Raw genomic sequence first — 26,688 nt, 5'->3', positions numbered from 1 at the left:
GCGCTTATCTTCTTACACTTGCATATTCAGCAATTGTTTCTTCAGCAATTGTTTCTTCAGCAATTGTTTCTTCAGCAATTGTTTTTTCAGTGCTTTTTTCCTGCAACTATGTACACCGGGTTTTCCGGCTTGAACATGGTTTCTCCGGCAATCGGCGCACTCCTCGAAACAGCCACATGGACGACTTCATCAAAAATCCCAAGCTTTTTCATGGCTTCAATCGTCCTTACTACGGTCTCGATGCGGACGGCGTTTACCACAATGCTCCGGGCATTCTTTTTGACCAGATTCTCAAGCACGGATTCAATGTTTTTCGTCCCGCCGACAAAAGCACAGTCTATTGAATCGATGAGTTCTTCCGAGCCCAGGATTTCAGAGGCTTCCCCGGCAAAAAGCCTGGCATTCCCGACATTGAAATTCCTGAAGTTCGTTTCGGTAGCTTTAAGGGCTTCCTCACGGGCATCGATTGCGTAGATTTTCAGGTCCCGGGCAATCCGGGCTGCTGCAATGGACACCGATCCCGTGCCGCAGCCTACGTCTGCAAACCGGTCCCCATCCTGCAGCCCGAGCTTAAAGAGGGACACCGCAATTATTTCCGGTTTTGTCGGACCGCCGCTAACACTTATTATTTCGGACATGTTCCACCTGGTAAAGTAAAGCAAATATACCGAATGTAAATTAAATATGTGCCGATAAGAATTTAATTAAATATATGCAACTATAATTCTGAATTTTATTAAATTAACTTTGGATTAACCCGGGCAAGTTACGAATTATATGCCCGGAAATATATAAATTATCTAATTCAGATCAACTTGAATATAAATATAATTTGTTCTAGATATACCTTATTATCGAGAAGTAGTGAACTTCAGGAAAGTAAACTTTCATGCAACATCCGGAAGTTCAAATAAAATACCCGTTCATGCAGGAACTGAAATTGAGAAAACGCCCGCAGGAAAAGGTTATCTCCGTACTAATTTAATACCTGCTAGCGATATGATTCCAGAATATCTGCCACCGGAATTCCTTCCCCCTGTTGTCCCTGAAAACCGTTTTCAATCTGAGTTCCGGGTACCGGGGCTCTCAACGGCCCCGAATTGGCCGGCTTTTCCCAGAAGTAAATCCCTGAAGATAAGAATTAAAACCTGAACTTCGGATTATACAGCCAAAACCTGAAAGGCAACTTTTCCCAAAATATGTGTGCTTCTTTTGGAATCGAGGTATTAGTTTACCTTCATGCCATAATAATCAAAATTTTAATTGTGTATTTAGAGAAAATAGTAAAAAGTGGAGAGGGAGGAAAGCAGGGAAAAAAGAAAAAAACATTGGAAAAAAGGAAAAAAATTGGGAGAAAAAGAAATTTAGGGATAAAACGAAAAATAATGGAAAAATGGGTCTTCTGCAAGCATATATTCTTAAATCTTCATCATATACCAGACTTATTCTTCATCATATACCAGACTTATATTGGATTTGGATTGTATTTGGGAGAGATATTATATAATAGTTAAAATAAATTTTTCCCTTTAAAAGAAAGAGATTTCAACTATAACCACATATATGTGTGCAGATTACCTGCCATAAGGGAAACATAAGTAGGGCTCCAAAAAATATTTTTAGGGGAAAGAAGGAGAAATTTCCCGTTTATTGCACCTGGTTTTTCCAACATTATAATGCATGATAGCATTTTTTTCACACAGGAAAAAGACCCCCCGGCAGTGCAAGCCCGCTCCCCCGAGAAAGGGCACTGCAATTTGAAAGTAAGGAGGAAAAGGGATGAAGGTTTACGAATCATATGATGATCTGCCCAAATTAAAGCTGCCCTATGGAAATGAAATATTCATAAGCGACAGCACTATCCGCGACGGCTCCCAGATGCCAGGGATAGTCCTGAGCAGAGAACACAAACTTCAGATCTATGAGTACCTGCACGAGATAGGGATCGAAAAACTGGAAGCTTTTGTTTTCAACAAAAGGGACAGGGACGCCGTAGAACTCATGTTCGACCTGGGCTACGAATGCCCAGAGATTACAGGCTGGGCAAGGGCTGCCCGGAGCGACATAGACAAAATCCTGGAAGTGGACGGACTTGAAGAAACCGGGATCCTGATGTCTGTTTCCGATACACATATATTTTCAAAGATGAGGCTGTCCGGTAGGGAAGAAGCCGAAGAGAAGTATCTGGACGCCCTGCAGTACGCAGTCGACCACGGGCTCCGCACCCGGGCCCATCTGGAAGACATGACAAGGGCGGATAACTATGGCTTTGTCTTCCCCCTGGTCGAAAAGATCATGGAGATCGATCCGGAATGCATCATCAGGGTCTGCGACACCGTGGGATACGGGCTGCCCTTCATTAACATCGACGAACCTTACGGGATCCCGAAAATCGTCCAGCACCTCAAAAAAGAGATAGGGGTAAAGAACATAGAGACCCACGTCCACGACGACTACGGGTTTGGGGCTGCCAGTTCCATTGCAGGCTTCTGGCACGGAGCAAACTGGACCAGCGTGACTTTCCTGGGGATCGGGGAACGCGCCGGGAACAGCGAAATGGAAAAAATACTCCTCTTCCTGGCAGACAGGGTGGAAGGCTTTGAGAAGTACAACCTGGAACCGATCACCCGCTTTGCAAAATTTATGGAAAAGGAACTGGGCCTCAGGGTCCCCAGGAACAAGGCGGTTGTCGGGAAAAACATCTTTGCCCACGAGTCCGGGATTCATGCAGCAGGAGTCCTGAAAAACCCCTTCAACTACGAACCCTATCCCCCCGAGCTGGTGGGTGGAAAACGGCTCCTGCTTATAGGAGACTCCTCGGGACTGGAAGTGATCCGCCACAGGATCCAGGAAACCTTAAACGAACTCCTTGATGTGGAGACAATAGTCGAAAAAGACGATGAAAGGCTTCTGAACATCCAGCAGGATATCCAGAGGCTCTACGACAACGAAGAGAGGGTTTCCTGCATCTCGGATGAAGAACTCCTGACCTACGTCGAAAAATACTTCCTTTACCAGCCCATCTGCAACCCGGCCCATACCGGAAGGGGAAAGCTCAAAAATAAAGGAAAAATCCCTGAACCTAAAGAATGAAACAAAAAATCGGATAAAAATAGAATTCAAAATATAGGATTAAAAATAGAATTCAAAAATCGGATTAAAAATAGAATGTAAGGAGTGGTATAAGGTCCTCCTGAGACCTCATATCAACCCACACTAATTTACACTTCAGAACTACTTCAGAACTACTTTAGAACTATTTCAGAACTTTACGTAATAGCTATACATTATAAGTTTACTTCAGGATTTCTGCCGTGTATTTTGCAATCTCGCCAGCCATTTCGCTGAGTTTTGCGCTGCCTCCGAGGTCGTAGGTCACGTACTTGCCTTCGGAAATCACGCGCTCAGTGGCTTTGAAGATGGCTTTGGACTTCTCCTTTTCACCCAGGTAATCGAGCATCCAGGCCCCTGCAAGGACGGTTGCCACAGGGTTTACCTTGTCCAGGCCTGCGTACTTGGGGGCGGAGCCGTGGGCAGGTTCGAACATGGCAAAGTTGTCTCCGATATTGGCGGAGTAGATCATCCCGATACTGCCGACCAGGGCCGAGCACTCCTCACTGATGACGTCCATGAAGAGGTTGGTGGACAGGAGGACTTTCTTGTTGAAGATCTGCGGGTTCTTGATAAGCTGCATGGCGATGTTGTCGATGTGGTAAGGCCAGACCTCAATGTCAGGGTATTCCTTCCCGACTTTTTCAACTTCCTCGAGGAAGGAGCCGCATGTCAGTTTAAGGATGTTGCTCTTGTGGATGGGGACAACAGCGTCGTAACCTCTCCGCTTTGCTTCTTCAAAGGCATAGCGGGCAATCTTACTTGAGGCCGTGCGGGTAATTTTGCGAATAGCTATCGAAACATCATCCGTGAGTGCGATTTCTTCACCAATGTAGAGGCCTTCCGTCCCTTCCCGGACACAGATGTGTTCAACGTCTCCAAGGGGGGCATTGGAATTCGGGAAAGTTTTTATGGGCCTCACGTTTGCATAGAGGTCATACTTTCTCCTGATGGACACGGCCACACTTCTCGGGGAACCGATCCCTCCGGGGGTGGTGGTCGGGCCCTTAAAGGAGGCATCGGAACTGTCCAGGATGTCCCAGGTCTCATCCGGGATAAGGGAATTGCCTCCGTGCTCTTCCCACCAGCCGGCTCCGGCCTCACACATAATGAATTCCACATCGGTTCCGGCGGCTTCCGCGACTTTAAGCATTGCATCCACAAGTTCGGGGCCTACCCCGTCACCTTTGATAACTGCTGCAGTTTTACTCATATTCTCACCTTATGTTCAGGTCCACATTCAAAGAACTGTAGCGATTGAATAAGCTGAAAAGGGGAAAACTTTTCAAAAAATTTATTGAAAAAATATTCGAATCTTCCCGGCTACTCAAAGTAAGCCTATATATTTCAACTTTTGGGTAATAATATTATAGAACAATGATTCTTGGGAAGTAGAGGAAGCTCAAAGCCGGATCAGCATTCGGAAGGCCGGCTATAAAAGGTTACAGGAAACTTAAAAGGCTGAAGGAAACTTAAAAGGTTACAGGAAACATAAAAAGGCTACAGGAAACTTTTGAGGTGGAAGAATGCCTGCAAAAATCCCGATTACCGATAACCACATGCACATTGACCCCCGGGCCAGGGGGCTTGACGCCGTAAAAGACTTCAAAAACGCAGGAGGGACCCATATAATCCTGGTCGCCAAACCCAGCTGGTCCCTTGGAGTCAGGGTTAAAGAGCCGGAAGATTACCTCGCAGTCTTTGATGAGACCGTGGAAATCGCTACAAAAATCAGGGAGATGGGCGTGGGAGCTTTTCCCGTGCTGGGAGTACACCCCGCCGAGATCTCAAAACTTACGGAGTACATGGAACTCCGGGAGGCTGCAGAAACCATGAAAAGCGGCCTCGAGCTTGCCGCGGGATACGTGGAAAAAGGGCTGGCTGTGGGAATAAAGTCCGGACGCCCTCACTACCCCGTGTCGGAGGAGATGTGGGAAGCTTCAAACGGGGTTATGGAACATGCCTTTTCCCTGGGAAAAGAACAGGACTGCGCAGTCCAGCTCCATACCGAAAGCGTGGGGGAGCCCGAACTGAAGGACATCGCGGAAAGGGCAAGAAAAACGGGGATCAAAATGTACAGGGTGGTCAAGCACTATGCTCCTCCCCTGGTAAAGGTCTGTGAAGAACTTGGGGTCTTCCCCGGAGTTATCTCCGCCAAGGGGGCAATCGAGCAAGCCCTGGAGGAAGGGACACGTTTTATGATGGAAACGGATTACATCGATGACCCCGACCGCCCCGGTGCTGTGCTTGGTCCGAAGACAATTCCCAAAAGAACCATAAAGCTAATGGAAACACACGGAGAAGAGCCATTCTGGGTGATTCACAAGGAAAACCCGGAAAAAGTATACGATATAGAGATTGAACTCTGAATACAGGAAAGTAAACTCAGAAGAATGGATCAAGAAAACTGGGTCAAGAAAACTGGGTCAAGAAAACTGGACCAGAAAGAAAAGTAAAATCTAAAGGGCTTCCCGAAAGAGCAGGAAAAAAGGCAATATAGAGCAGGAGAAGCAGAAAAGGAAAGCTACTCCGCTCTCAGCACTCAGCACCCTGCTGCTTCCGGAACAGGACCTTTGACGGCTTTCAGGCCATCGAGGGACAAAACCCAGGCCTTGAAAAAACCTGCATAGGGCAAATCCCTGCATCGGAACTTATTTTCTTTTGATTGTAACGATATCTCCCAGGGTTGTGTCTTTCTTTAAGTGTGAAACTTCCTGGTCCAGAACATCTACCCGTTCCGTGAGTCTGATGTTGAGGGTATGTTCAAGCTTCTTTCGGACGGAATCTTCGGGCACGATTTCGCGGCGTTCGATCTTTTTTATAAGGGACGCTTTTTCCTTGATCTTTTCAGCCAGGTCTTCCTGAGACCAGCCCCGGGCTTCCCGGGCATCCCGGATAATCTGTTCGTAGTTGTCTAAGAGTTCATCTTTCAAGATGTCGAAAAAGTCTTTTTGTGGCCTCTTTAAGGTTCGTGGTGCCACACGAGCTACAGGCGAGATTTTCCTTGAAACGGGGGACCGCTTGTCAACGGGTTTGCCATACGGGGCACATTTGGGACAGACCTGGAGTTCACTGTTGTCAATTGTAATGCTTATCGGCTTTCCGTGAATCTCTGCACCACATATTTCGCATTGCATATTGATCACTTCGAAAACGCTATATACGGTATGAACTTAAATATTATTCGGAGCTCCATGACGGAAAGTACCAAAAGTAAGGATGAAAGCATGCGCAGTCACATTGTGAAGTCCGGGCCTGTGTATGACGGAATCGATTCTGAGGAACTGGATGACTCAGCTGAAAGCATCCATGACCGCGTGCGGCAACTCGAGAGCCGCAATACATTTCTTGAAGAGCAGTGTAGCCAGATCGAATCCGAAAAGCGCTATCTGGAAAATCAGAAAATCAAATATGAAAGAGAGATCCGAAAGCTGCAGTCCGAACTTGATCGCATGAAAACGTCTCCACTGATCATTGGTACAGTTATTGATGTGATCAAAAATGATCGGATAATTGTCCGGAGCAGCAACGGGCCCCAGTTTCTGGTAAATGTCTCACAGTACATCGACGAGAAAAAACTGCTGCCTGGAGCAAAGGTCGCCTTAAACCAGCATACTCTCGCCATTGCCGAGGTAATTCCTTCCAGTGAAGAGCCTTTTGTGGCTGCAATGGAAGTCCTCGAAAGCGTGGAGGTGGATTACGGCCAGATCGGCGGCCTCGATGACCAGATCCAGGAACTTCAAGAAGCAGTCGAACTTCCGCTAATTGAGCCTGAACGCTTCTCCCGGATAGGGATCGAGCCTCCGAAAGGAGTCCTTCTCTACGGGCTCCCGGGCACGGGCAAAACCCTGCTTGCAAAGGCTGTGGCCCACAGGACCAATGCGACCTTCATCAGGGTCGTAGGCTCCGAACTCGTACAGAAATATATTGGGGATGGTTCCAAACTTGTCAGGGAAATCTTCGAAATGGCCCGGAAAAAAGCCCCGAGTATCATTTTCATCGACGAGCTGGACTCGATAGCAGCCCGGCGCCTGAACGAAACCACCGGCGCGGACAGGGAAGTCCAGAGGACGCTTATGCAGCTCCTTGCCGAGATGGACGGGTTTGACAAGAGGAAAAACATCAGGATCATTGCAGCAACAAACCGCCCTGATGTCCTTGACCCTGCAATCCTCAGGCCAGGCCGTTTTGACAGGCTGGTCCATGTCCCCATGCCGACTCCGGAAGCAAGGGAAAAGATCCTTGAGATCCACTGTGAGAAGATGACACTTGAAGGAAACATTGATTTCAAGAGGCTCGCAAAACTTACGGAGAACATGAGCGGAGCGGACCTTAAGGCAATTGCTACGGAAGCAGGAATGTTTGCGGTAAGGAAGGACAAAGAGTCAGTGGGAATGGAAGACTTCCTCGAAGCGGTCGATAAGGTATCAATGGCTGCGGATGCCCAGAAGATGACCCAGAGCCTGCCGGAAACAATGTTTGTATAAAAACGTTTGTACAAACCGGGAAAAAAACCCTGTGTGGGCCTACTTATTCCCGGGAAAAATTTCTGCTTTTTTAAGCCGGGCTTCCTGCAGGATGCGGCCTTTAGTGAAAACGGCCAGGCTATTTTTACAATTTTAATACAGGGATGAATGTGGACCCGGATTTTCATATAAAGCCCGAAATTCGCATCCTTGGAATCGATGACTCGGCCCTCCTTAACGAGAAAATAATGATAGTCGGGACTGTCTTCCGGGGAGGGGACTGGATGGACGGGCTCCTCAGGGCGGAAATCACCCGGGACGGGGTTGATGCCACAGGAGTCATTGCCAGGATGGTAAAGGAGAGCAGGCACTACGGGCAGCTCAGGGTGATCATGCTCGACGGGGTCACTTACGGAGGGTTCAACGTAGTGGACATTGAGCAGCTTTACAGGGAGACGGGGCTTCCGGTCATAGTGGTCATGCGTTCATACCCGGATTTTGAAAAAATCAAAGCTGCTCTAAAGCATTTCCCGGACGGGGAAGAGCGGTGGAAGATAATAGAGAAAGCCGGAAACATAGAACAGGTGAGGACAAAGAAAGACAAAAACCCCGTGTATATCCAGAGAGCAGGAATCGGGCTCATGAGCGCAAAAAAGATAGTGAGCCTCACCTCAACAAGAAGCAATATCCCTGAACCCCTGCGAGTGGCCCACCTGATCGCGACAGGCATAATCCTAGGGGAGTCCCGGGGAAAAGCATAGTTAAGGAAGCAAAAGCCCTGTACGGGAAAAGTGTACCCTGGAAAAAAAGCCTTCACGAATAAACCTGCAGCCAGGTTATCCTGGAAATGGGGAAGCGGAGAAAACCAGGTTCAGGGAAAAAGAGAAAAATAAAAATACAAGAAAAGGCTTCAAAAAAATATAAAATATTAAAAAATATACGCCTTTAATAAAAAAATGATGGGTGTGGCGGAAGAAAGGGGACAAGAAAAACCCGACCTGGAGATTCCTGTAAGAGTAAAAAACTGGAAGTTGAACAGGAAACCCCGTAACATTAATAAAATAATTAAACAAATACAGTGTAAATTTAAAAATTGGAAAAGGAAAACTATTAAATTGGAAACTGTGTATTTGATGGTTAAAATACATATACTCCTCAATATTATCTATTAAGCCATTACCCTATCGGACTGGAGGAAAACAGTAGCATGAGATCCATTGTGGAAGAAGCTCTTGCTCGATCTGCCCTGGAGGGCAGGGGCGGGCAGGGAGATTATTTACCCCCCAATTACTCTGACGAAAACGAGAACGTAAATGCCGAACTTGAAGAAATTCTGAAAAGCCTTAAAACAACCATTAAGGTAGTCGGCTGCGGGGGCGGCGGTTCAAACAGCATCCAGCGCATGATGGGCGAAGGGATTCAGGGAGCAGACCTGGTTGCTGTGAACACTGATGCCCAGCACCTCCTTCATGTGCGTGCAGGAAAGAAAATCCTTATCGGAAGAAAGAAAACCCGAGGACTTGGAGCAGGCAGCCTTCCCCAGATAGGAGAAGATGCAGCAATCGAGAGTATCGATGAAATCAACCGGATTGTGGAAGGCTCGGACATGGTCTTCATCACTGCAGGGATGGGAGGAGGGACCGGAACCGGTTCGGCGCCTATTGTGGCTGAAGCCGCCAGGGAAGCAGGAGCCCTTACAATTGCAGTCGTCACCCTTCCGTTCAGTGTGGAAGGGCACATCCGCCGGACAAACGCCGAAGCAGGCCTGGAACGCTTAAGAGATGTTGCTGACACGGTAATCGTGGTCCCCAACGACAAGCTTATCGAGGTAGTCCCGAGGCTTCCGCTGCAGGCTGCCTTTAAGGTCTCAGACGAGATCCTGATGAGAGCAGTCAAGGGCATAACCGAGCTGATCACAAAGCCAGGGCTTGTTAACCTTGACTTTGCGGATATCCGGACGGTCATGCAGAACGGAGGCGTTGCAATGATTGGCCTGGGAGAATCCGACGGTGAGAACAAAGCCGTGGAGTCCGTGCAAAAAGCTTTAAGGAGCCCGCTTCTGGACGTTGACATATCCGGCGCAACCTCTGCCCTTGTGAACGTGGTGGGCGGCCCGGACATGACCATCTCGGAAGCTGAGAGCGTGGTCCAGGAAGTCTACAACCGCATAGACAGCAATGCCCGCCTTATCTGGGGAGCCCAGATCGACCCAGAACTGGAGCAGACCGTGCGCACCATGATTGTGGTCACGGGGGTCACATCCGCCCAGATATACGGACACGGGAACGAAAAGAATATCACCCTTAAGTACGGAATCGATTTCGTAGAGTGATCAGAGGAAAAACGTTACATTTAGAGGGATAAAAACTTCGATTGGGTAAACATTTACTGTTTTCCTCTCCTTAAAGGGAAAAAATAAAGAATAGCGATCCAATCGAAAACTATTTTTATGGTAAATGCAGTATGATGCCGATACGACTCGGCATCAAAAGCAAAATATTTAGAGACACTGACACGAGCGGGTCAAATTGAAGAAAAAACCCGGCATCGGAAGATTTTGATGCATTAAAAACCGTGCCAGTGATATCTTCATATAATAGGAATTAATAATATAATCCGCCCGGGCTTTCCTGTAAGATCGAATTCGGATAATGCAAATTAAAAAGCAGAATCCGGAAAAGGAGCACAAGGGGAAAGAACCGGAAGCGAATTAATAAAGAAATTCCAGCTAACAAAGAGTAATAAAACCTGGATGTGAATTGATTGGCAGAATCAACGTTTGAACCGAAAATAACTGTAGAAAGCGTCGGTCAGGCAATCCGGTCACACCTGAGGGTCCTGAAACTTACGAAAAAACCGTCCAGGGAAGAGTTCTTGACCATTGCCAAAGTTGCAGGTGCCGGCATCCTGGCGGTGGGAGCAATCGGCTTCATTATCTACGTATTGCTGACAATGTTGCCCCAGTGGGTGGCCCAATGAGTGAGGAATCCCTGATATTCGTCATCAAGACAACGGCAAACCAGGAAAGGTCGGTTGCGACTGCCCTTGCCAGGGTTTCGAAAAAAGAGAGGCTTGACATAAGGGCGATTCTGGCTCCCGATGAGTTGAAGGGATATGTCCTTGTAGAGGCTCCGAAATCCGGGACTGTGGAACTGGCAATTCAGACCATCCCTCATGCAAGAGCTCTTGTGAAAGGGAGTTCCACGATTGCTGAAATCGAACACTTCCTGAAGCCCAAGCCGATAGTGACAGGAATCAAGGAAGGGGCCATAATAGAAGTCACTTCAGGACCTTTCAAAGGAGAAAAAGCCCGGGTTAAACGGGTTGACGAAGGGCACGAAGAGATTACAGTAGAGCTCTTCGATGCAGTAGTTCCGATCCCCATCACAATCCGCGGGGATACCGTAAGGGTACTGAAAAAAGAAGATGAAGTTTAAGGCCGAAAATAAAAGCTCGGCGAACGGAACCACAACAAAAATTCCGCTTATTAATTAATCACCAGTACTCAATAATTCAAACAAATCTTTATACTTATTAAAACCGGTGAGACTCAGATGACAAGTATTGTTGAAGCACTTGTCCCGGGAGGGAAAGCTAATCCAGGACCGCCTTTAGGGCCGGCACTTGGTCCCCTCGGGATCAATATAAAGGAAGTAGTCGAGAAGATAAATGCAAAAACCAGGGACTACAACGGGATGCAGGTCCCTGTAAAGATAATTGTTGACGACAAGAAAAACGTCGAAATTGAAGTGGGCACGCCGCCTACCTCTGCCCTGGTCATGCAGGAAGCCGGAATCGGAAAAGGATCCGGCAACCCCGGAGGCGAAGTTGTTGGCAACCTCAGCATCCAGCAGGTTGTAAAGATCGCACGGATGAAGAAGGAAGATGTCCTTTCCTACGACCTTAAGTCAACAATGAAAGAGGTAGTAGGCACCTGTGTCCCCATGGGCGTGACCGTAGAGGGAATGAAACCCAGGGAATGCCAGAAGGCCCTCGATGAAGGCAAGTTCGATGAAGTGCTTGCCGGCGAGGAGTGGTAAGCCTTCCCGGCTATTTCCTTTTTATCCGGGATGTCCTATCCGCACCAATAGTTTTAAATGGGATACCACTTATAGCTCAACAGCTTTAAATAGCACGCTGGGATAGCCCAGGGATATAAGAGAGCTATGAACGGCTTACTGTTATTTACTTTATAACAGTAAAGGAACCCGGATTTACGGGGAGCCAACTTTAGACCGCCGTAGTAAGCCGGAACGGCTGCTTGGACAAAGGAGTTCAACACTACGGGGAGGAACAAGATGGTAGAAAAGCAAATACTGGAAGCTGTCAAAAAAGTTCTTGAGGAATCCCCAGAACGCAAATTCTCAGAAAGCGTTGACCTGGCGATTAACTTAAAGAACCTTGACATGAACCAACCGAAGAACAGAGTCGACGAAGAAGTAATTCTTCCGCACGGGCTCGGAAAAGAACTGAAGATCGGCGTTTTTGCAAAAGGTGATGTGGGCCTCAGGGCAAAAGCCGCCGGTGCCGCGTATGTTATTTCTGACGTTGAGCTCGAAGAGCTGGTAGCTGACAAGAACAAAGCCAGAACTCTTGCAAACGAGTGCGACATTTTCATCGCAGAAACCCAGTTCATGCCTATAATCGGTAAGAACCTCGGTGTCGTATTAGGACCAAGGGGAAAGATGCCGATTCCGCTCCTGGCAAACAAGGACATTGGCGAACTGATCCAGAGCAAGCAAAGCGCGGTCAAGCTCAGGTCAAAAGACAGACTCACCTTCCATGTGGCTGTCGGCAGAAGAAACATGGACCCCGAAATACTGGCAGAGAACATCGAAACAGTTGTTGCCAGGCTGGAACGTGCCCTCGATAAGGGGAAGCACAATGTAAGGTCGGTCTATGTAACGACAACCATGGGAAAATCCGAGAGGGTGATGTAAATGGCAGAAGATAGGCATCACACCGAGCACATCCCGCAGTGGAAAAAGGATGAAATCGAAAACATAAAGGAACTCATCCAGTCCCACAGTATTTTCGGTATGGCAGGAATCGAAGGAATTCTTGCAACCAAAATGCAGAAAATACGCAGGGACCTCAAAGACGTTGCGGTGCTCAAAGTCTCCAGAAACACCCTCATTGAGCGGGCTTTAGACGAACTCGGGGAAAGCATTCCCGGGATGAACAAGTACCTTGACAAGCAGACCGCACTGGTCTTTACAAACGAAAGCCCCTTTAAGCTTTACAAACTTCTCGAACAGACTAAGACCCCGTCCCCGATCAGGGGAGGTGCAATTGCACCTGTGGACATTATTGTCCAGAAGGGACCAACCAGTTTCCCTCCGGGCCCTATCCTTGGAGAACTGCAGAGCGCAGGGATTCCAGCAGCAATCGAAGCTGGGAAAGTGGCCGTAAAGGAAACTAAAGTAGTCTGTAAGGCAGGCGAGGCAGTTCCGCAGAAGCTTGCAACCATGCTTACAAAGCTGGAAATTTATCCCCTCATCGTCGGGATGGACTTAAGGTCAGTCTACGATGCCGGGACAATTTACGAGCCGGAACTTCTTGCAATCGATGAAAGCCAGTACTTCTCTGACATCATCAGAGCAGCCCAGAACGCTTTCAACCTCTCGGTCAACACGGCATATCCGACAAGCGCAACCGTCACCACCCTGCTGGCAAAGGCCTTCTCAGAGGCAAAGAACCTGGGTGTCAATGCAGTTGTCCTTGAGCCAGGAGTCATGGACGCCCTTATGGCAAAAGCCCATGCCCAGATGACCTCGGTCGCATCCGAAGCCGCTGACAAAGATGCAAACGCCGTAGACGATGACCTGAGAGAAGTTCTCGGGGCCGCCGCAAGCGCAGCCGCAGCCGCAGCAGCCGCACCCGCTGCTAAAGCGGAAGAAGCTAAAGAGGAAGAACCAGAAGAGGAAGAAGAGGACACCTCCGAAGAAGACGGAATGGCAGGACTCGGAGCCCTTTTCGGATAAACAAATTTTACGATAACTGAAATTAAAGGTGATCAATGATGGAATACATATACGCAGCTCTCTTATTGCACAACGCAGGTAAGGACATTACCGAAGAAGCAGTCTCTGCCGTTCTCCAGGCAGCCGGTATCGAAGTGAACGAAGCCAGAGTAAAGGCCCTTGTCGCAGCCCTCGAAGGCGTAGACATCGAAGAAGCAATCGCAAAGGCAGCATTCGCAGCCCCCGCAGCAGCCCCCGCAGCAGCAGCCCCTGCAGCAGCAGAAGCCGTTGTTGAAGAAGAGGTTGAAGAAGAAGAAGACACCTCCGAAGAAGACGGGATGGCCGGCCTCGGCGCCCTCTTCGGGTGATTTCAATACCTACAGCTCGCCTCAGGGCGGGCAATCTCTTTTTTTTGGCTTTGCCCACTTTATAATAATTTTTATAATTGGGTTGGAATAATAATTTTCGTTTTTATTTTATCCGGTTCATTTAAACTCCCTATTTTATCCGGTTAATTTCAACTCTCTATAATATCCGGTTCATGTCCACACTCAATTTTATGCGATTCTTTCTCCAAGGCTTTTCAAACCTTCCACCTGAGAAACTCAACATGAGGAACTCAAATTACTATTTACAAAAAAGCTATAACAGAAAAGCTCATCAATAGAACATATTCCTTTTGAACAGAATTCTGTTATTAAAAACAAAAAGCGATCCCCATGTCCCGGTTTGACCCCTTTTTCGCCGCAAAAGCCCTCTGGCAGATAAGAGTAAAAAAACGCCCCTTTGTTATCTCCCACGGCGTAAACGCCCGCTGCAATATGCGCTGCAAGTTCTGCGAATACTGGAAAGAGACAGGCGAGGAGCCGGGCCGCGAAGAGATCTTCAGGCTGCTCGAAGATGCAAAAGCCTTCGGTATAGGAGTCTACAACGCCTGGACCACGGAACCTCTTCTCCGAAACGACCTGCACCTTATCATGGCCCATGCCAAAAAGTTAGGGATGGTAACGTCCATGGTCACAAACGGTAAGCTGCTCTACGAAAAAGCCGAAGAGCTTGAGGACGTAGACTTCCTTTCGGTTTCCGTTGACGGGATAAAAAGCTATAGAGAAATCCGGAAAATGGACTTCGACTTCCTGTTAAAAGGCATCAAAAAAGCCATTGAAGTAAGAAAACTCCAGCGCCAGAAAAACCCCATCCTCCTGAACTGCGTGCTCAGCGGGAAAAACCTGGACGACATCGAACCCCTGATTTTGCTTGCAAAAGACCTGGGCACAAAAATCTCCTTTGAGCCGGTCCACGAGTTCCCCGGAATCGACAAAGAGACCTGGAACGAAATCGGAATCCGCGATAAAGAAAAGTTCCGCCGCACCGTCGACCGCATAATCGAACTGAAAAAACAGGGCTACCCCATCATCAACTCCAAAACATACCTCCGCATGGTCAGGGACGGGAACATGGACTACACATGCCGGGCGAGCAGCGTAATCATCAACGTCACCCACGACGGAACGGCAGAAACCTGCCGGGTGCAGCACGAGCCGCTCGGGAATGTAATGAGGGACGGGTTTGAGAAAGTGTGGGAGGATTCGAAAGCCCGGCGGGAGGAGATCGTGAGGAACTGTGAGGGGTGCCTCTTTTTCGGGTATACGGAAAACAGTTTGATGCAGGGGTTCAATCCGGAAGTATTGATGTGTTATGAGTGGATGTAACACCCGAATCCCGCTTCGGGAGCACGGTGTCCGTTTCGCTCGCTACGCTCGCTCAAGAGGACGAAAAAACCGTTTAATATATCTAAAAACCGGTGTGGGGATAAGCTGAGGGAATGAAAAACCAAGGCAACTGTAATACCTTATCAAACGTGTTATGTCCCATTTGCGAAGCAAATGGCCTTTTCCTGAATCCAGAATGAAAATACGAAGCGCATGAAAAAACACGAAGCAAAAACTGGATAAAAACTTTGTAGAAACCGCTACCGCCTTCGAAACCTCAGCATTATTGGCATCCGGTCCTACCAGAGGCAGCGGCTCGAATTCTCTTTGTCCGGCAGACACCGGCGCAGGACTGCGGTCTGGTCACCACCGGGGCACTGGCACAGCAGCCGAGTTCCGCTTCGGCAGCACGGTGTCCGTTTCGCTCGCTGCGCTCACTCAAGCGGACGAAAAACAGGTGGATAGATACGCATTATGAAAACACCGGAGCAAACGTAATACCGTATCAAACGTGTCTTGTCCGCTTGCTTGCAAGCGGCCTTTTTCCAGTCTTAATAAAAAATTTTGGCACATTTGATATTTTGCAATAAATCTCAAAAGTTTGCATGATCCTTACTTTTGATTGGATTCCTTAATACTATGTTAATATATATAAACTTCAATTTTTCGATACTCTCAATAGAATTCACTCATTCCTGGCCCTGTCCCAGTATATTCCTTTTTATCCAGAGCCGGAACACGTTATCCGCAATCCCGTACAGGCCCTCTTCCGGTTTGTTGACCGTCATTGTGCTGTAGAGGTCCCGCATGGAGGTGGTGAGGGAGGAGGCAGGCGCGTCCATATCCCGGGCGACCTGGCTAAGGCGCATTTGCTTTTCGGCTGAGAGGTATTTAAGGACCTTTTTTTGCTGTTCGCTGAATTTGTCCATGTAGCGGGCTTCGTATTCGCTGTCGAATTCGTCAAGCATTGCGGAGAAAGCCTTTTCCACGTCTTCGGAGCCGATCAGGGTCTTTTCTTCGAGGGAAGCGTCCTGGTAGAGCAGGAAGCCGAGTTTCTGGAAGTAAAAGGGGAAGCCTCCGGTTAGCTCGTGGATTTTTTCAAGGGCCTGGTCCGAGATTTCAATCTGCCTTGTTGCGAGCCGGCTCCGTATGTATATTTTCACATCGGCTTCCTGTATCGGTTTGAGTTCGGTCCTGGCGGCCATGAGGTAGAGGGGGGAATCAGGTTTTAAGAAAACCTCATGCAAAAGGGATATGGAAGAACCTGAGAAAATGTACCTGACTTCCAGGTGCCTGTCCATCCGGCTTTTCAGCGTATTGAAGATGCTGCCGTTAAACCTGCTGAGTTCCTGGAACTCGTCAAAAGCTACCAGTACGGGCTCTTTTTTTTCGTGAGAGAAGCTTTCGATAAACTCAAAAGTTTCCGCTATCAGCTCCTCTACTTTCAGTTCATTGTCCCGGAACCTGAGGTAGACCTTTCCCACATGCTCGATACTGCCCCCTATTTCTGCAAGGGCCCCGTAAGCTGCCGTAATTTTTTCCCTGAAAATTCCGGAAAACTTCAGGGCAAGGCCCCTGATCCTGTGTTTTTCTGCATAGGCTTCGACCAGGGCCCGGGCCGTTACCCCGAAAAAATCGGCAAGGCCGGTCATTTCCCGGCAGTTGACCGGGACAAAAAGTACCTCTTTTTCCACTGCAGCCTTGAGGTTTCCGAGCAGGGAAGTTTTCCCGATCCTTCGCGGGCCTATGATCACATTGTTCTGGGCCTGTTCCAGGATGTCCAGTGTCAACTTTTGAATCTCCCGCTCCCTTCCGATAAAGTACGGAGGCTCAACGTCCCCTCCGACCACAAACACCTTTTCGGCCATAGAATGTAGTTAAATTTGACTATATTTAAATTTAACTACTAATTTAGAAGTTGATTTTAACTAAAGAACCTGCAGCAAAATAACTGCTAGCTGGCCACCGCCGGGGCACAAGTGCAGTATCCGCAATTCCTGAGTCAAAAAAGATACCTAATATACCTGAAGAAAGATAGTTTAGTATATTTCAATTTTAGAGTAAAATAAAGGAAGTGAGCAGGATAAGTGCAATAGGAAGCTCCGGGATCGGAGGAGGAAATTATTTTCTCTTAGTTCTGGTCTGGCTTATCATAATTGTGTGTACCATTGCAGTGGTCAAGTTGAGTTTACAGAAAGACAAGCCCCCGGAAGAAGAAAAGTCCGAACTTGAGCTTGCAAATTCAAGGTATGAGAAGGGCGAAATTACTGAAGAAGAATTAGAAGAAATAAAAAAGCGCCTGTCCTGAAGGGAATATCTTGAGAGTAAGGTTCATGAGTGCCCGGGAAGCTTTGCAGTTATTGCCCTGAAGACACTCACAGGTCTTATCCGATATTTATCCGAGACCTTAATCGCTTTTTATTATTCCCAGGGCTCCGGCCGCAACTCTCCTGACCTCGGGGTCCATGTCATTCAGTTTATTGACCAGGACTTCGATTGCTTTTTTATCCCCGCTTTTTTCCAGGGCTTCGGCGGCGTACTTTCTTACCCAGTGGTTGCTGTCGTCCAGCATTTTGACGAGCGGGCTTATCGCCTGCGGGGATTTTAGGTTTCCAAGGGCGTATACGGCAGTGATCCTGAGTTCGGGGTCGGGGTCTTCAAGCATCCCCATGAGAGGGACAAGCGCCCGTTTGTCCCCCAGGTTTCCGAGGGCGTATGCGGAAGCGTTCCTTACTTCGGGGCTGGGATCTGAGAGCTTCTTGACCAGGGGAGATACTGCCCTCCCGTCCCCCAGGTTCCCGAGGGCTTCGGCAGCCTGCGTCCTGATTTCCGGGTAGGGGGAGTCAAGGCTGGAAAGGAGGGCATCAAGGGCTTTCGGGTCTCCGATTTTCCCGAGAGCGGCAAGGGTTTGCTTCAGGAGTTCCGGGGAAGGGGCTGCCGTCCGTGTGGCTGCCCGGGTATCTGCCTGTGTGCCTGCCTGTGTGCCTGCCTGTGTGCCTGCCTGTGTGCCTGCCTGAAAAGCTTCCAGCTTTTTGAGAAGGGCATCTACCGCATCCCGGCTGCCCAGGTTTCCGAGAGCTTCGGCGGCAGCGGCCTGGACTTCGGGAGATTTGTCGTCAAGCTTCCGGATAATGGGGTCAACTGCCCTTTCGTCCCCGAGCCGGGAAAGGGCCCGGACCGCCTGCAGCCTGAGCCCTCTGTCTTTGTCCTCCAGGCACCCGAGGAGTTCTCCTACCGTATCTTCGTCCCCTATCCTGCCAAGGGCCTCAACTGCGGCTTCCCGGACCCGGGAATTTTTGTCTTTCAGCCTGGAGAGCAGGGCATCTGCTGCCCTTTCGTCCCCTATGCGGCCCAGCAGTTCGGCTGCAGCCAGGCGGACCTCGGGTTTTTCATCGTAAAGGGCCTGGATGCACAGCTCCGTATCCCCGGCACTGAGTTCCGCATCCTCCGGGAGGTTTCCTTCTTTCAGGCCCCGGAGAAGGGAGGAGATGTGGGCAAATTTTTCCGACGAGGTTTTCAACCCGGAGACGTCGCTCAACATCTCCAGGGACAGGTAAACAATCGCGATCAATGAGGCTATTAACGAGAGCAGGGAAGCGAAAAGCAGGAGCTTTGCCTTTGTTTCCGGAGGGGAATATACGCTGAAAATGATGAGCACGAGCCCGTTTAAGTATATGCTCCCGGCTGCGGTGTAGGATACGATCTTAAGGGGGGGCTTTAACCTGTTTGCAATCGAATGGATGCTGTCCTGATTCTTCTGCAGGGACAGTGCAAAAATTGCAATAAACACGGCATATACCGCAGCTATCGACTGCATCACCGCAGAGGGTACCCAGAAGTAGTTGTTCGTGGTCCCGGCCCCGGTTTCGGCCCCGGTTCCTGCCCCTGTCCCGGAATCATTTCCGGAAAGAGCAGCATAGCTTAAAACAATTAAAATCAAAAAGAAAAAAACTTCCAGTTTGTACGTTTTTATGTCAGAAAATTTCATTTTTAACTGGGAACTTGTATTTCAGATATTATATAAAAATTGTTTTGTTTGAGAAGCCCAATTCATAGAAAGCTTCACTCACAAAACCTTTATCACCACCTGTCCGCCGCTTTCAAGCCCGAACTGCAGCGCAGCATTCCCCCCGTTAATTGCAATTTCAAGGAAACCGTGGCTGCCTATGAGAATGAGCGGCTCTCCCTTCCCGGCCAGACCGTAGGTCTGTACGAAGGGAACATTCCTGCCGTTTACTTCCACTTTGGAGCCGAAGTTGAAGAACTTCAGGACCACTTCTTCAGGGATGTTCGTAATCACGTTCCCGAAACTGTCGGAAAAGACCACTTCCCCAAAAAGAAAAGGCCCGTCAATCCCGTATGTTCCGAAATCAAGGTCCACGAAATCCGAAACCTCCGGCCCGACATCTTCAACCGGGAAGCCTTTTGAGAGGTGGGCTCCCACAGGCGCAAAGATGTCCCTCCCGTGGAATGTGGCGGAAATCCCGGATTTGAGCATCAGGTCCCTGTTTGTAATTTCGTAAACTTCCATATTCCCCAGGCGGCGGGCGGCAGGGACCAGGAGCCCGTTATCCGGGCCCACGAAAAACTGCTCGTTTCCGGCAGCTCCGGCTTTTACGGCAAGGGCACGGCGGGAAGTCCCGACCCCGGGGTCGACAACTGCCACATGCACGGTCTTTTCCGGAAAATAAGGGACAAGGGAGTAGAGGGCAAAAGCCCCTTCCCGAATGCCGGCCTGGGAGATACCGTGAGTAATGTCAACGATCTGAGCCCTGGGATTGATACCCAGGATCACAGCTTTCATGGCTGCGGGATAGAGGTCTCCGAAATCAGTGGTAAGGGAAATTAAGGGCATAATATCACTCGGTTTTTTTCTATTTTATAATATGGAGGTCGGGGAAATTATATTAAGATGTTAGAAAGTACATGTTAACATTGGAAATATAGAGAAAAAAATAGAAGAAGCATGGAGAAAATGAAACATACAAAAATATTATTCATACTGATTCTCATAAGCCTGGCTCTTCTTGCATCCGGGTGCGAGGAAAAAAGGAACGCCGAACAGATGACGGAGTCTTTAACGGAACCTTTTACCGAATTCTATATCCTCGGGCCTGAAGGAACTGCTGAGAACTATCCAACAGATTATGTGCTAGGGGAAAGTGGGACAGTAATAGTAGGAGTCGTGAACCATGAGCAGAAGCATGTCAATTATACAATGGAAGTTAAGCTCGAAGATAAGTCTCTGCCTTTACCCCCTGATCAGAAGTATATAAGTCTCGGGGACAACGAGACCTGGGAAAAAGCAGTTACCATAACCCCTCCCTTTGAGGGAACGCATATGATGCTCGGATTTTCTCTCTACAATGAGGGCGAGAAAGAAGTACTTGAAGGGGATATTATCTGCCTGCCTTATAGAGACCTTAATATATGGATAAATGTATCGCAGAATCTCTCGGAAAACGTTTCAATTCAATTAACGGCAATATAAATAACTGAACTGAGATTCAGCACCGGACCCTGCCGTTCTCAAAAAAGATGAAGTAATTAAATCGCGAAATCGATATCCAAAAAATGGAAAATTTCCCCTGCTTCAGCGGGATCGGAGCGCACAGGGCCCGGTAGCGCACTTCCCGCAGGCCATCTGATGAAGTTCGGGAAAAGCCTTTTCATATTCCTTAAGCTGCCTGTAGCATTTTTCCTTATCAAGCCCGCCAGCCCGGAGTGCCCCTGAAGGGCACCTGTCCACGCAGACAAGGCAGATTCCCCCTTTCTTGTGACGACAGAACTCTTCGGAGGCCCGGGAAGTCGGAGGGATTTCGGCAGAAATCAAAAGGGTCCCGAAGCGGCCTGCACACCCGGCTTTCGTGATCAGCATGTGGTGAACGCCAAAAGTGCCGAGGCCCGCAGCGTAAGCGGCACTCTTATGGGACCAGGAAATGTCGAAACCGGATTTATCATGATCAAAAACCCCCGCAGGAACCGCGGAACTTATCCCCTCTTTTGCAAGCTCGGCCCTGAGCTTTTCGTTGATTTCCCCGATCAGGCGGTCGGTCTCACTCTTGGCCTGAATCCATTCCTTCAGCGGACCTGAAGACTTCCGGTTCAATTCCACCAGTTTTTCTTCAAAGGGCAGGAAAAAGGACACCACGGTTTTTGCCTCGGGAAAGATCTCTTTCGGGTGCAGGTGGTGGGGACCGATGATATTCTTCATTTCATCAAAGATCGGGTCTTCTGCAGAGGCAAAGCCGACCAGGGGTTCCCTGTAATGGGTTTGCGTGCCTGGATTCGAGGCTTCAGTTTTTATGAGATGCTCAATCTTGTTTTTGAGTTCCGTGTTAAAGTCCATCTTATCTTCTCCGGGACATTTCCGATATTGAAGGGATAATGAAGAGATTGCGAAGAGCTCGTAAAAAACATGGGGAATTTTACTTTTATGATTACAGTTTATTTCCTTCAAGCCTTAATAAAAACTCTTTTACGTCCAGTCCGCTTGCATAACCTGTTAGCTTCCCGTTTGCCCCGATGACCCTGTGGCAGGGCACGATTATCGCAACAGGGTTCCGGTTATTTGCAAGCCCCACAGCCCGGGAAGCCTTTGGGTTTCCGACGCTTTTTGCAACCTGGCCGTAAGTCCGGGTCTCCCCGTAAGGAATTTCTCTCAGGGCCTTCCAGACGGATTTCTGGAATTCCGTGCCTTCGGAAGCCAGCTTTACATTAAAAGATTCGAGTTTCCCTGCAAAATAAGCTCCAAGCTGCCTTGAAACATCCCTGAAAAACTCTTTGTTTTCCTCCCAGCTGTCCGGAACCTCGACTTTCTTTTTGCCTTTCCGGATGTTTACGTATTTCAGCCCCTCTTCGTCTCCTGCAAGGAGTATGGGGCCGATCGGGGATTCAACGATGTGATAGTACATTTCTGTTTTCTCCTGCCGGTTACAGGTAATTCTATCGTTTATGGTAGAAATGTTTGTTCAATGCCCAGCCCATCCGGGATAACAACGGGAAACTAACTTGACCTCCAGGGACTGAACAAGGGACTATAGCTATTTTCTATGCTTATTCTTGTTCATATTCAGGAAAAGCCGGTCGTGCAGGCACGACCGGTGAGAGTGCAAGGTACTGCAAAAAGCAGAAAAATACCTTTCGCGGGGCAAAAGTAAGCAAAAAGAAAAGAAGTTGGAGGGGAGGGCACTTAAATGTCCTCGGAGCCCCAAAGTTTTCAATTCATTTTAGTCTTCCAATCGATCAACTTCCAATCGATCAACTTCCAATCGATCAACTTCCAATCGATCAACTTCCAATCGATCAACTTCCAATCGATCAACTTCCAATCGATCAACTTCCAATCGATCAACTTCCAATCGATCAGCTTCCAATCGATCAGCTTCCAATCGATCAACTTCCAATCGATCAGCTTCCAATCGATCAGCTTTCAATCGATCATTCTCCCACCGGAACCTCCCAGAAAGAACCGGAATAGACGTTCAGGCTTTCTGCGGCAGACTCGAATTTCGGGCCGTTCCTCTCTCTTTCCAGCTCCTCAAGCTGCAGGATCCTTAGCTCCACGACATCCATGGCGTCTTCAAAGAGCTGCTTGTTGATTTCGATGCCGAAGTATTTTTTCAGTTTTTCTTCGGGAGTCATCGTCGTGCCTGCAGAGAGGTAGGCAATGTAGTTTTCATTGAAGGTTTCCGGGTCTTCCCTATACTGCTTGAAGAGGGCAAGGGTTATTGATTTAGAAACTGCGTAGTTGAATGTGTAGTAGTTATTTGTCAGGTATATGTGGTTGATGTAGGTCCATTCCGCAGAGTCTCCGGCATAGTATTCGATGGAGTCGCTCCTGTATTCTTTATACAGTTCGGTCCAGAGGGCATTGAGTTCTGCTCCGCTGACAGTCCCGTTTTCAGCATCTTTTTCGGCGCAGAGCTGGTGGGCTTTCCATTCGAATTCCGTTATCATGGGCTGGAAGGAGAAGTAGTTCTGGTATTCCCCTATATGCTGGGAGAGCACTGCAACAGCAGTATCCCGATCAGAGTTTTCAACCACGTAATCGACAAAGAGCTCTTCATTGAAAGTGGAAGGGACCTCCATTTCGTAGATCGGGGCGCTGCAGTAGAGGTAATCAACGGACTGGCCCATCAGGTAGAAATGGATCCCGTGCCCCAGTTCGTGGGTGAGGGCCTTCTGGTCTGAGATCAGGCCGTTATAGTTCATGAAGATCAGGGCCGGGGCCTGCAGGGCGGAGAGTCCGTAGCAGTAGCCGCCCGGCTGTTTTCCATTCTCGGGATCAGGGTACACGTCTATGAAATTCCCTGTCACTATCTCCAGAAAGATGCCATTAAAACGGGGGTCCATCCCTGCATAGGACTTCTGGACGCTTTTCAGAGCATCCGCATAAGCATATTCTCCTCCCGGTACCTCGGTCAACTGCAGGTTGATGTCGAAGGGTTTAAGGGTTTCGAGCCCGAGCTTTGTTTTCCTGAAATCGTTACAGCCTTCAAATACGCCTTTTCGTTCCTTGAAGACCGTATTCATCTCTTCAACCTGCGAGCCTTTAAGGTAGAGGCGGTAAAGGCAGGCTTCGTAAGAGTCCTTATAGTCCAGCTCCCTTGCAGCAAGGTCGTCAAGCCGGGCTTTTTCGGAATAGAGAACAGCCATTGAATCCGATTCGTCAATCAGGTGGTAAAACCTCTGACCATAGCATTTTTCCCTGTTGGCCCTGCTGGGGTCCGTTGAAAGCAGGGTGTAATAGGACTGGGAGTTGACCGCATATTCGTCCCCGTTCTCGAGGGTTATGTTCCCTGCCCTTGTGACGTTGTTCGTAATCTTTGAAAATGCCTCGGTCCGGAGTTTCATGCGCTGGTTCTCCAGATCTGCAAGGTATGCCGCCTGGGCCTCGTCCTCCGGCCTGTGCTCTGCAAACCTGACATAGGCAGCTTCAAGATAAGAGCGGTATTCTTCAAGCCCGGGCTCTTCGGAAAAGAGCTGCTCCCATTCCTCCGTTGAGAGCGAAGTCAGCTTTACAGTGGCAAATGCAACGGCTTTCCCATGTTCTGTAGCCAGGTCCTGGGTGTTCGCAAGAAGAGATGAAAAAAATTGGTCATTTACGTTTTTGCTGAGCCCTGTGTATGCATAAATATACAGGACCTCAAAGGACCTTGAAAACTCTTTTTTGGTTTCGATGTAGTCCAGCAAGACAGGCCCCGAAAGCTCCTCGAATTCCGGACGGAAGGTTTCGCTGATCTCCACAGACCTCTGTTTCAGCCTCTCAAGCTCTTCCTGAGCATCTCCCCTGCTGCCGAAGAGATATGTGTCGTCCCATGCTGTCGTAACCTCGTCGGGATTGATTTCTTCAAATTCATATTCCCCTACCGTAATTCCGGAGGGTGACCCGGCTTCAGCCTCAACCGAAGCCCCGCATCCTGGAAAAACAAAAAATAAAAGGAATATCCCGAGAACCGTAACCCCTGTAAAAACTTCCCTTTTCATAAAACTTCTACCTCGATTTGTATTTGAACGGGCTCTTCCCCATTTCCGGAGGGAGCACATCATAACTTTCCAAGAAATATAGTAAAAGATAGATAGGAATTTAAGAAACCGAATAAAAAACTGCCGATTTGTTCTTATTGCTTTTCCGGATGTTTCCGAAAGCCGGGCTAAAGAGATTCAACCGTTCAAAACGCAAAGTGAAAATCCGTAGACTCTGCCGAATAGTTTGATGATCTGGCCAGAAGAGGTATATATGAATAAAATTTAGAGATAAACATATCTAAAAATAGAGAAACTTGGCTGGATAAAGGAAAAATACCAAAAGAAAAAGTGCTGGGCATCCTGTCCTTTTTATTGCTGGCAATTTTGGCCTCAGCTTCAGGCTGCACGGAAAAAATACAGGATCATTACAAAAAAACAGTGAAAGGCCCCTGAGAAGGTAGAGGTCCCGGACGGGATGGAAGTAAAAACAAGGGAATTCGGGAAGTACTATTCCCCTGAAAATCTAACACCTCCTGACGGGGAGGAAAGTGTGGCATCCGCCGCAATTATCTTCGGCTTCTGATCCTGAATAATCCTCTTTAATTCGCTTTAATCCACTTTAATCCACTTTTATAATGCCCTTCGGAAGAGAGGTAAAAAATCTCGAAATACCCAACAGCTGTCAAATACAGATCACATAAAATGACAAAGTTTAATTTATTGTGAATTAAATTGGAAATCGGAGAAATCGAAGGAATGAAAGCCATAGTCATACTGCTGGTGGCACTGGCTCTCCTCACATCCGGTTGTGGGGAAATAATCAACGCAGAAAGAGAGAAGGTAAAGATGTGGGAAAAGCAGGAGTTAATTCCTGGTTATGAAAAGAAACCGACCGCAGAGGAAATTGTAACAAAGATGCGGGAAAAACAGGCGAGTATAGAAGACTGCTCATATACAGCACATATGAAATCCTCTTTCCTTGAACAAAAAGAGGAAACGTACGAGATCCTGTGGAAAAAACCGGCCCTTATGAAAAATACGATTCGGATACCTGAGAAAGGTACGGAGTCAGTGATGATTTCGGACGGGAAGTTCCAGTGGATATACAACTCTGAATCAAATACCGTCCTAAAGACAGAGCTTTTTGAAGAACAGGATACGATCGACACTGAGACCTGCCCCCTCTTCTTTGGCGAAAACCTGGACAGGAACAATAGCAAGGTATTCCTTTCGGGAGCAGAGAAAATCAAAGGGAAGGACGCGTATCTGCTTGAGTTTATTCCTGAAGAAGAACATGAATTGTACCTCCTGAGAACAAAAATCTGGATTGACAAAAAGACCTGGCTGCCCGCCAGATACGAACTGTACGATAACAGGGGCATGCTTGCGGTTGAAATTGATATTTTGGACCTGAAAACAAATTCGGCCATCCTGGATTCCGAGTTTGAATTCGAGGTACCGAAAGGAGCCCGGGTAAAAACCCTGAGTCTGGAAGATTATAAAATCGACCTGGAAAAACTGGCACTTGAAGAAGCCGAGCAGCGGGCAGGGTTTGAGGTGCTTACCCCGGCATACCTTCCCGAAGGCTACGTATTCAATCACTCAACGATTTTTAACAGCAGGGATCGGGCATATATGACGGTGATTAATAGCGATCTTAGCACATTTGCGGCAATGCCCTGTTACAGGAGAGTTACCCTGGAATATATCGGAGAAAACGACCGGATCATAATCTCCGAAACCCTGTATGAAGAAGGCAAATCCGCATACCGGCCTTTTGAAAAAGACGGAGAAAACATTACGGTAAACGGCAGGGAGTGGGTGCTCTATCCGGTATTTGGGGAGAACATGAAAGAACTTGAGTGGACAAACGGGGAACTTGAAATTAGCATAACGGCTGCTCTTGATGAAGCTGAACTGCTGAAAATTGCAGAGTCAATCTCAGCGAAAGAATAACGAAAAAAA

25 protein-coding genes and 1 pseudogene are annotated in these 26,688 nt (G+C 48.2%); 17 read left to right on the top strand and 9 right to left on the bottom strand.

Annotated features, from left to right (window positions below):
- Positions 1-86: 86 nt before the first annotated feature.
- Positions 87-638, bottom strand: coding sequence for a precorrin-6Y C5,15-methyltransferase (decarboxylating) subunit CbiT (cbiT, locus tag FTO70_RS00280; protein ID WP_255333692.1), 552 nt, complete (start codon positions 636-638; stop codon positions 87-89).
- A 561-nt stretch (positions 639-1,199) separates the two neighbouring features.
- Between cbiT and FTO70_RS00275 the strand changes: the two genes are divergently transcribed.
- Positions 1,200-1,514, top strand: a complete 315-nt coding sequence (locus tag FTO70_RS00275; RefSeq protein ID WP_255333691.1) for a hypothetical protein — start codon at positions 1,200-1,202, stop codon at positions 1,512-1,514.
- Positions 1,515-1,779: 265 nt separating this feature from the next.
- Positions 1,780-3,093: an isopropylmalate synthase gene (locus FTO70_RS00270; RefSeq protein ID WP_255333690.1), complete on the top strand. Its 1,314-nt coding sequence runs from the start codon at positions 1,780-1,782 to the stop codon at positions 3,091-3,093.
- A 202-nt stretch (positions 3,094-3,295) separates the two neighbouring features.
- Here the strand turns inward: FTO70_RS00270 and FTO70_RS00265 are convergent, their stop codons facing one another.
- On the bottom strand, positions 3,296-4,324 hold the full coding sequence (locus FTO70_RS00265) for an isocitrate/isopropylmalate dehydrogenase family protein (protein ID WP_255333689.1): 1,029 nt from the start codon (positions 4,322-4,324) through the stop codon (positions 3,296-3,298).
- 313 nt (positions 4,325-4,637) lie between these two features.
- Between FTO70_RS00265 and FTO70_RS00260 the strand changes: the two genes are divergently transcribed.
- Positions 4,638-5,480, top strand: a complete 843-nt coding sequence (locus FTO70_RS00260) for a TatD family hydrolase (protein WP_255333688.1) — start codon at positions 4,638-4,640, stop codon at positions 5,478-5,480.
- A gap of 282 nt (positions 5,481-5,762) precedes the next feature.
- Here FTO70_RS00260 and FTO70_RS00255 read toward each other — a convergent pair whose 3' ends face one another.
- The gene (locus FTO70_RS00255) at positions 5,763-6,248 is read right to left on the bottom strand and encodes a multiprotein bridging factor aMBF1 (protein WP_255333687.1); all 486 of its coding nucleotides are present in this window, start codon (positions 6,246-6,248) and stop codon (positions 5,763-5,765) included.
- 57 nt (positions 6,249-6,305) lie between these two features.
- Here FTO70_RS00255 and FTO70_RS00250 point away from each other — a divergent pair, with 57 nt between their 5' ends.
- The 10 genes from FTO70_RS00250 to FTO70_RS00205 all read left to right on the top strand — a co-directional run bounded on the left by FTO70_RS00250 (position 6,306) and on the right by FTO70_RS00205 (position 15,252).
- A complete protein-coding gene (locus tag FTO70_RS00250) occupies positions 6,306-7,598 on the top strand; it encodes a proteasome-activating nucleotidase (RefSeq protein WP_255333686.1) in 1,293 nt (430 codons plus the stop codon).
- A 149-nt stretch (positions 7,599-7,747) separates the two neighbouring features.
- Positions 7,748-8,338: a DUF99 family protein gene (locus FTO70_RS00245; RefSeq protein WP_255333685.1), complete on the top strand. Its 591-nt coding sequence runs from the start codon at positions 7,748-7,750 to the stop codon at positions 8,336-8,338.
- 446 nt (positions 8,339-8,784) lie between these two features.
- Positions 8,785-9,909, top strand: a complete 1,125-nt coding sequence (ftsZ, locus tag FTO70_RS00240; protein ID WP_255333684.1) for a cell division protein FtsZ — start codon at positions 8,785-8,787, stop codon at positions 9,907-9,909.
- Between the two features lie 431 nt (positions 9,910-10,340).
- Positions 10,341-10,556: a protein translocase SEC61 complex subunit gamma gene (locus FTO70_RS00235; protein ID WP_255333682.1), complete on the top strand. Its 216-nt coding sequence runs from the start codon at positions 10,341-10,343 to the stop codon at positions 10,554-10,556.
- A complete protein-coding gene (locus FTO70_RS00230) occupies positions 10,553-11,014 on the top strand; it encodes a transcription elongation factor Spt5 (protein WP_255333681.1) in 462 nt (153 codons plus the stop codon). Before FTO70_RS00235 ends, FTO70_RS00230 begins: the two co-directional genes overlap by 4 nt.
- Before the next feature lie 117 nt (positions 11,015-11,131).
- The gene (locus FTO70_RS00225; RefSeq protein WP_255333680.1) at positions 11,132-11,617 is read left to right on the top strand and encodes a 50S ribosomal protein L11; all 486 of its coding nucleotides are present in this window, start codon (positions 11,132-11,134) and stop codon (positions 11,615-11,617) included.
- A 258-nt stretch (positions 11,618-11,875) separates the two neighbouring features.
- Positions 11,876-12,517, top strand: coding sequence for a 50S ribosomal protein L1 (locus FTO70_RS00220; protein WP_255333679.1), 642 nt, complete (start codon positions 11,876-11,878; stop codon positions 12,515-12,517).
- Positions 12,518-13,561, top strand: a complete 1,044-nt coding sequence (locus FTO70_RS00215; RefSeq protein WP_255333678.1) for a 50S ribosomal protein L10 — start codon at positions 12,518-12,520, stop codon at positions 13,559-13,561.
- 38 nt (positions 13,562-13,599) lie between these two features.
- Positions 13,600-13,908, top strand: coding sequence for a 50S ribosomal protein P1 (rpl12p, locus tag FTO70_RS00210; RefSeq protein WP_255333677.1), 309 nt, complete (start codon positions 13,600-13,602; stop codon positions 13,906-13,908).
- A gap of 351 nt (positions 13,909-14,259) precedes the next feature.
- Positions 14,260-15,252, top strand: a complete 993-nt coding sequence (locus tag FTO70_RS00205) for a radical SAM protein (RefSeq protein ID WP_255333676.1) — start codon at positions 14,260-14,262, stop codon at positions 15,250-15,252.
- Positions 15,253-15,941: 689 nt separating this feature from the next.
- Here FTO70_RS00205 and FTO70_RS00200 read toward each other — a convergent pair.
- Positions 15,942-17,120, bottom strand: a complete 1,179-nt coding sequence (locus tag FTO70_RS00200; RefSeq protein ID WP_255333675.1) for an ATP-binding protein — start codon at positions 17,118-17,120, stop codon at positions 15,942-15,944.
- A gap of 206 nt (positions 17,121-17,326) precedes the next feature.
- On the opposite strand from FTO70_RS00200, the gene FTO70_RS00195 reads away from it, so the two are divergent.
- Positions 17,327-17,560, top strand: coding sequence for an SHOCT domain-containing protein (locus FTO70_RS00195; RefSeq protein ID WP_255333674.1), 234 nt, complete (start codon positions 17,327-17,329; stop codon positions 17,558-17,560).
- A 99-nt stretch (positions 17,561-17,659) separates the two neighbouring features.
- Here the strand turns inward: FTO70_RS00195 and FTO70_RS00190 are convergent, their stop codons facing one another.
- Positions 17,660-19,240 (bottom strand): HEAT repeat domain-containing protein, encoded by a 1,581-nt coding sequence (locus FTO70_RS00190; RefSeq protein WP_255333673.1) that lies wholly within the window; start codon positions 19,238-19,240, stop codon positions 17,660-17,662.
- A gap of 78 nt (positions 19,241-19,318) precedes the next feature.
- A complete protein-coding gene (locus FTO70_RS00185) occupies positions 19,319-20,107 on the bottom strand; it encodes an S-adenosyl-l-methionine hydroxide adenosyltransferase family protein (protein WP_255333672.1) in 789 nt (262 codons plus the stop codon).
- A gap of 111 nt (positions 20,108-20,218) precedes the next feature.
- Between FTO70_RS00185 and FTO70_RS00180 the strand changes: the two genes are divergently transcribed.
- On the top strand, positions 20,219-20,743 hold the full coding sequence (locus FTO70_RS00180) for a DUF1616 domain-containing protein (protein ID WP_255333671.1): 525 nt from the start codon (positions 20,219-20,221) through the stop codon (positions 20,741-20,743).
- A gap of 102 nt (positions 20,744-20,845) precedes the next feature.
- Here FTO70_RS00180 and FTO70_RS00175 read toward each other — a convergent pair whose 3' ends face one another.
- The gene (locus FTO70_RS00175; RefSeq protein WP_255333670.1) at positions 20,846-21,601 is read right to left on the bottom strand and encodes an epoxyqueuosine reductase; all 756 of its coding nucleotides are present in this window, start codon (positions 21,599-21,601) and stop codon (positions 20,846-20,848) included.
- A 91-nt stretch (positions 21,602-21,692) separates the two neighbouring features.
- Positions 21,693-22,166, bottom strand: coding sequence for a methylated-DNA--[protein]-cysteine S-methyltransferase (locus FTO70_RS00170; RefSeq protein WP_255333669.1), 474 nt, complete (start codon positions 22,164-22,166; stop codon positions 21,693-21,695).
- A gap of 282 nt (positions 22,167-22,448) precedes the next feature.
- Between FTO70_RS00170 and FTO70_RS17985 the strand changes: the two are divergent.
- Positions 22,449-22,616 (top strand): annotated as a pseudogene (locus tag FTO70_RS17985) (hypothetical protein); the annotation flags it as partial.
- A gap of 76 nt (positions 22,617-22,692) precedes the next feature.
- Here FTO70_RS17985 and FTO70_RS00160 read toward each other — a convergent pair.
- Positions 22,693-24,741 carry a M3 family oligoendopeptidase gene (locus tag FTO70_RS00160; RefSeq protein ID WP_255333667.1) on the bottom strand — a complete coding sequence of 683 codons (2,049 nt, stop codon included), beginning with the start codon at positions 24,739-24,741 and terminating at the stop codon, positions 22,693-22,695.
- A 714-nt stretch (positions 24,742-25,455) separates the two neighbouring features.
- Between FTO70_RS00160 and FTO70_RS00155 the strand changes: the two genes are divergently transcribed.
- Positions 25,456-26,679 (top strand): outer membrane lipoprotein-sorting protein, encoded by a 1,224-nt coding sequence (locus tag FTO70_RS00155; RefSeq protein ID WP_255333666.1) that lies wholly within the window; start codon positions 25,456-25,458, stop codon positions 26,677-26,679.
- Positions 26,680-26,688 lie beyond the last annotated feature (9 nt).

Source organism: Methanosarcina sp. KYL-1 (assembly GCF_024372725.1).
Lineage (GTDB): Archaea > Halobacteriota > Methanosarcinia > Methanosarcinales > Methanosarcinaceae > Methanosarcina.
Note: the sequence above shows the minus strand (reverse complement) of the source record. Positions and strands in the feature narration are given on the sequence as shown.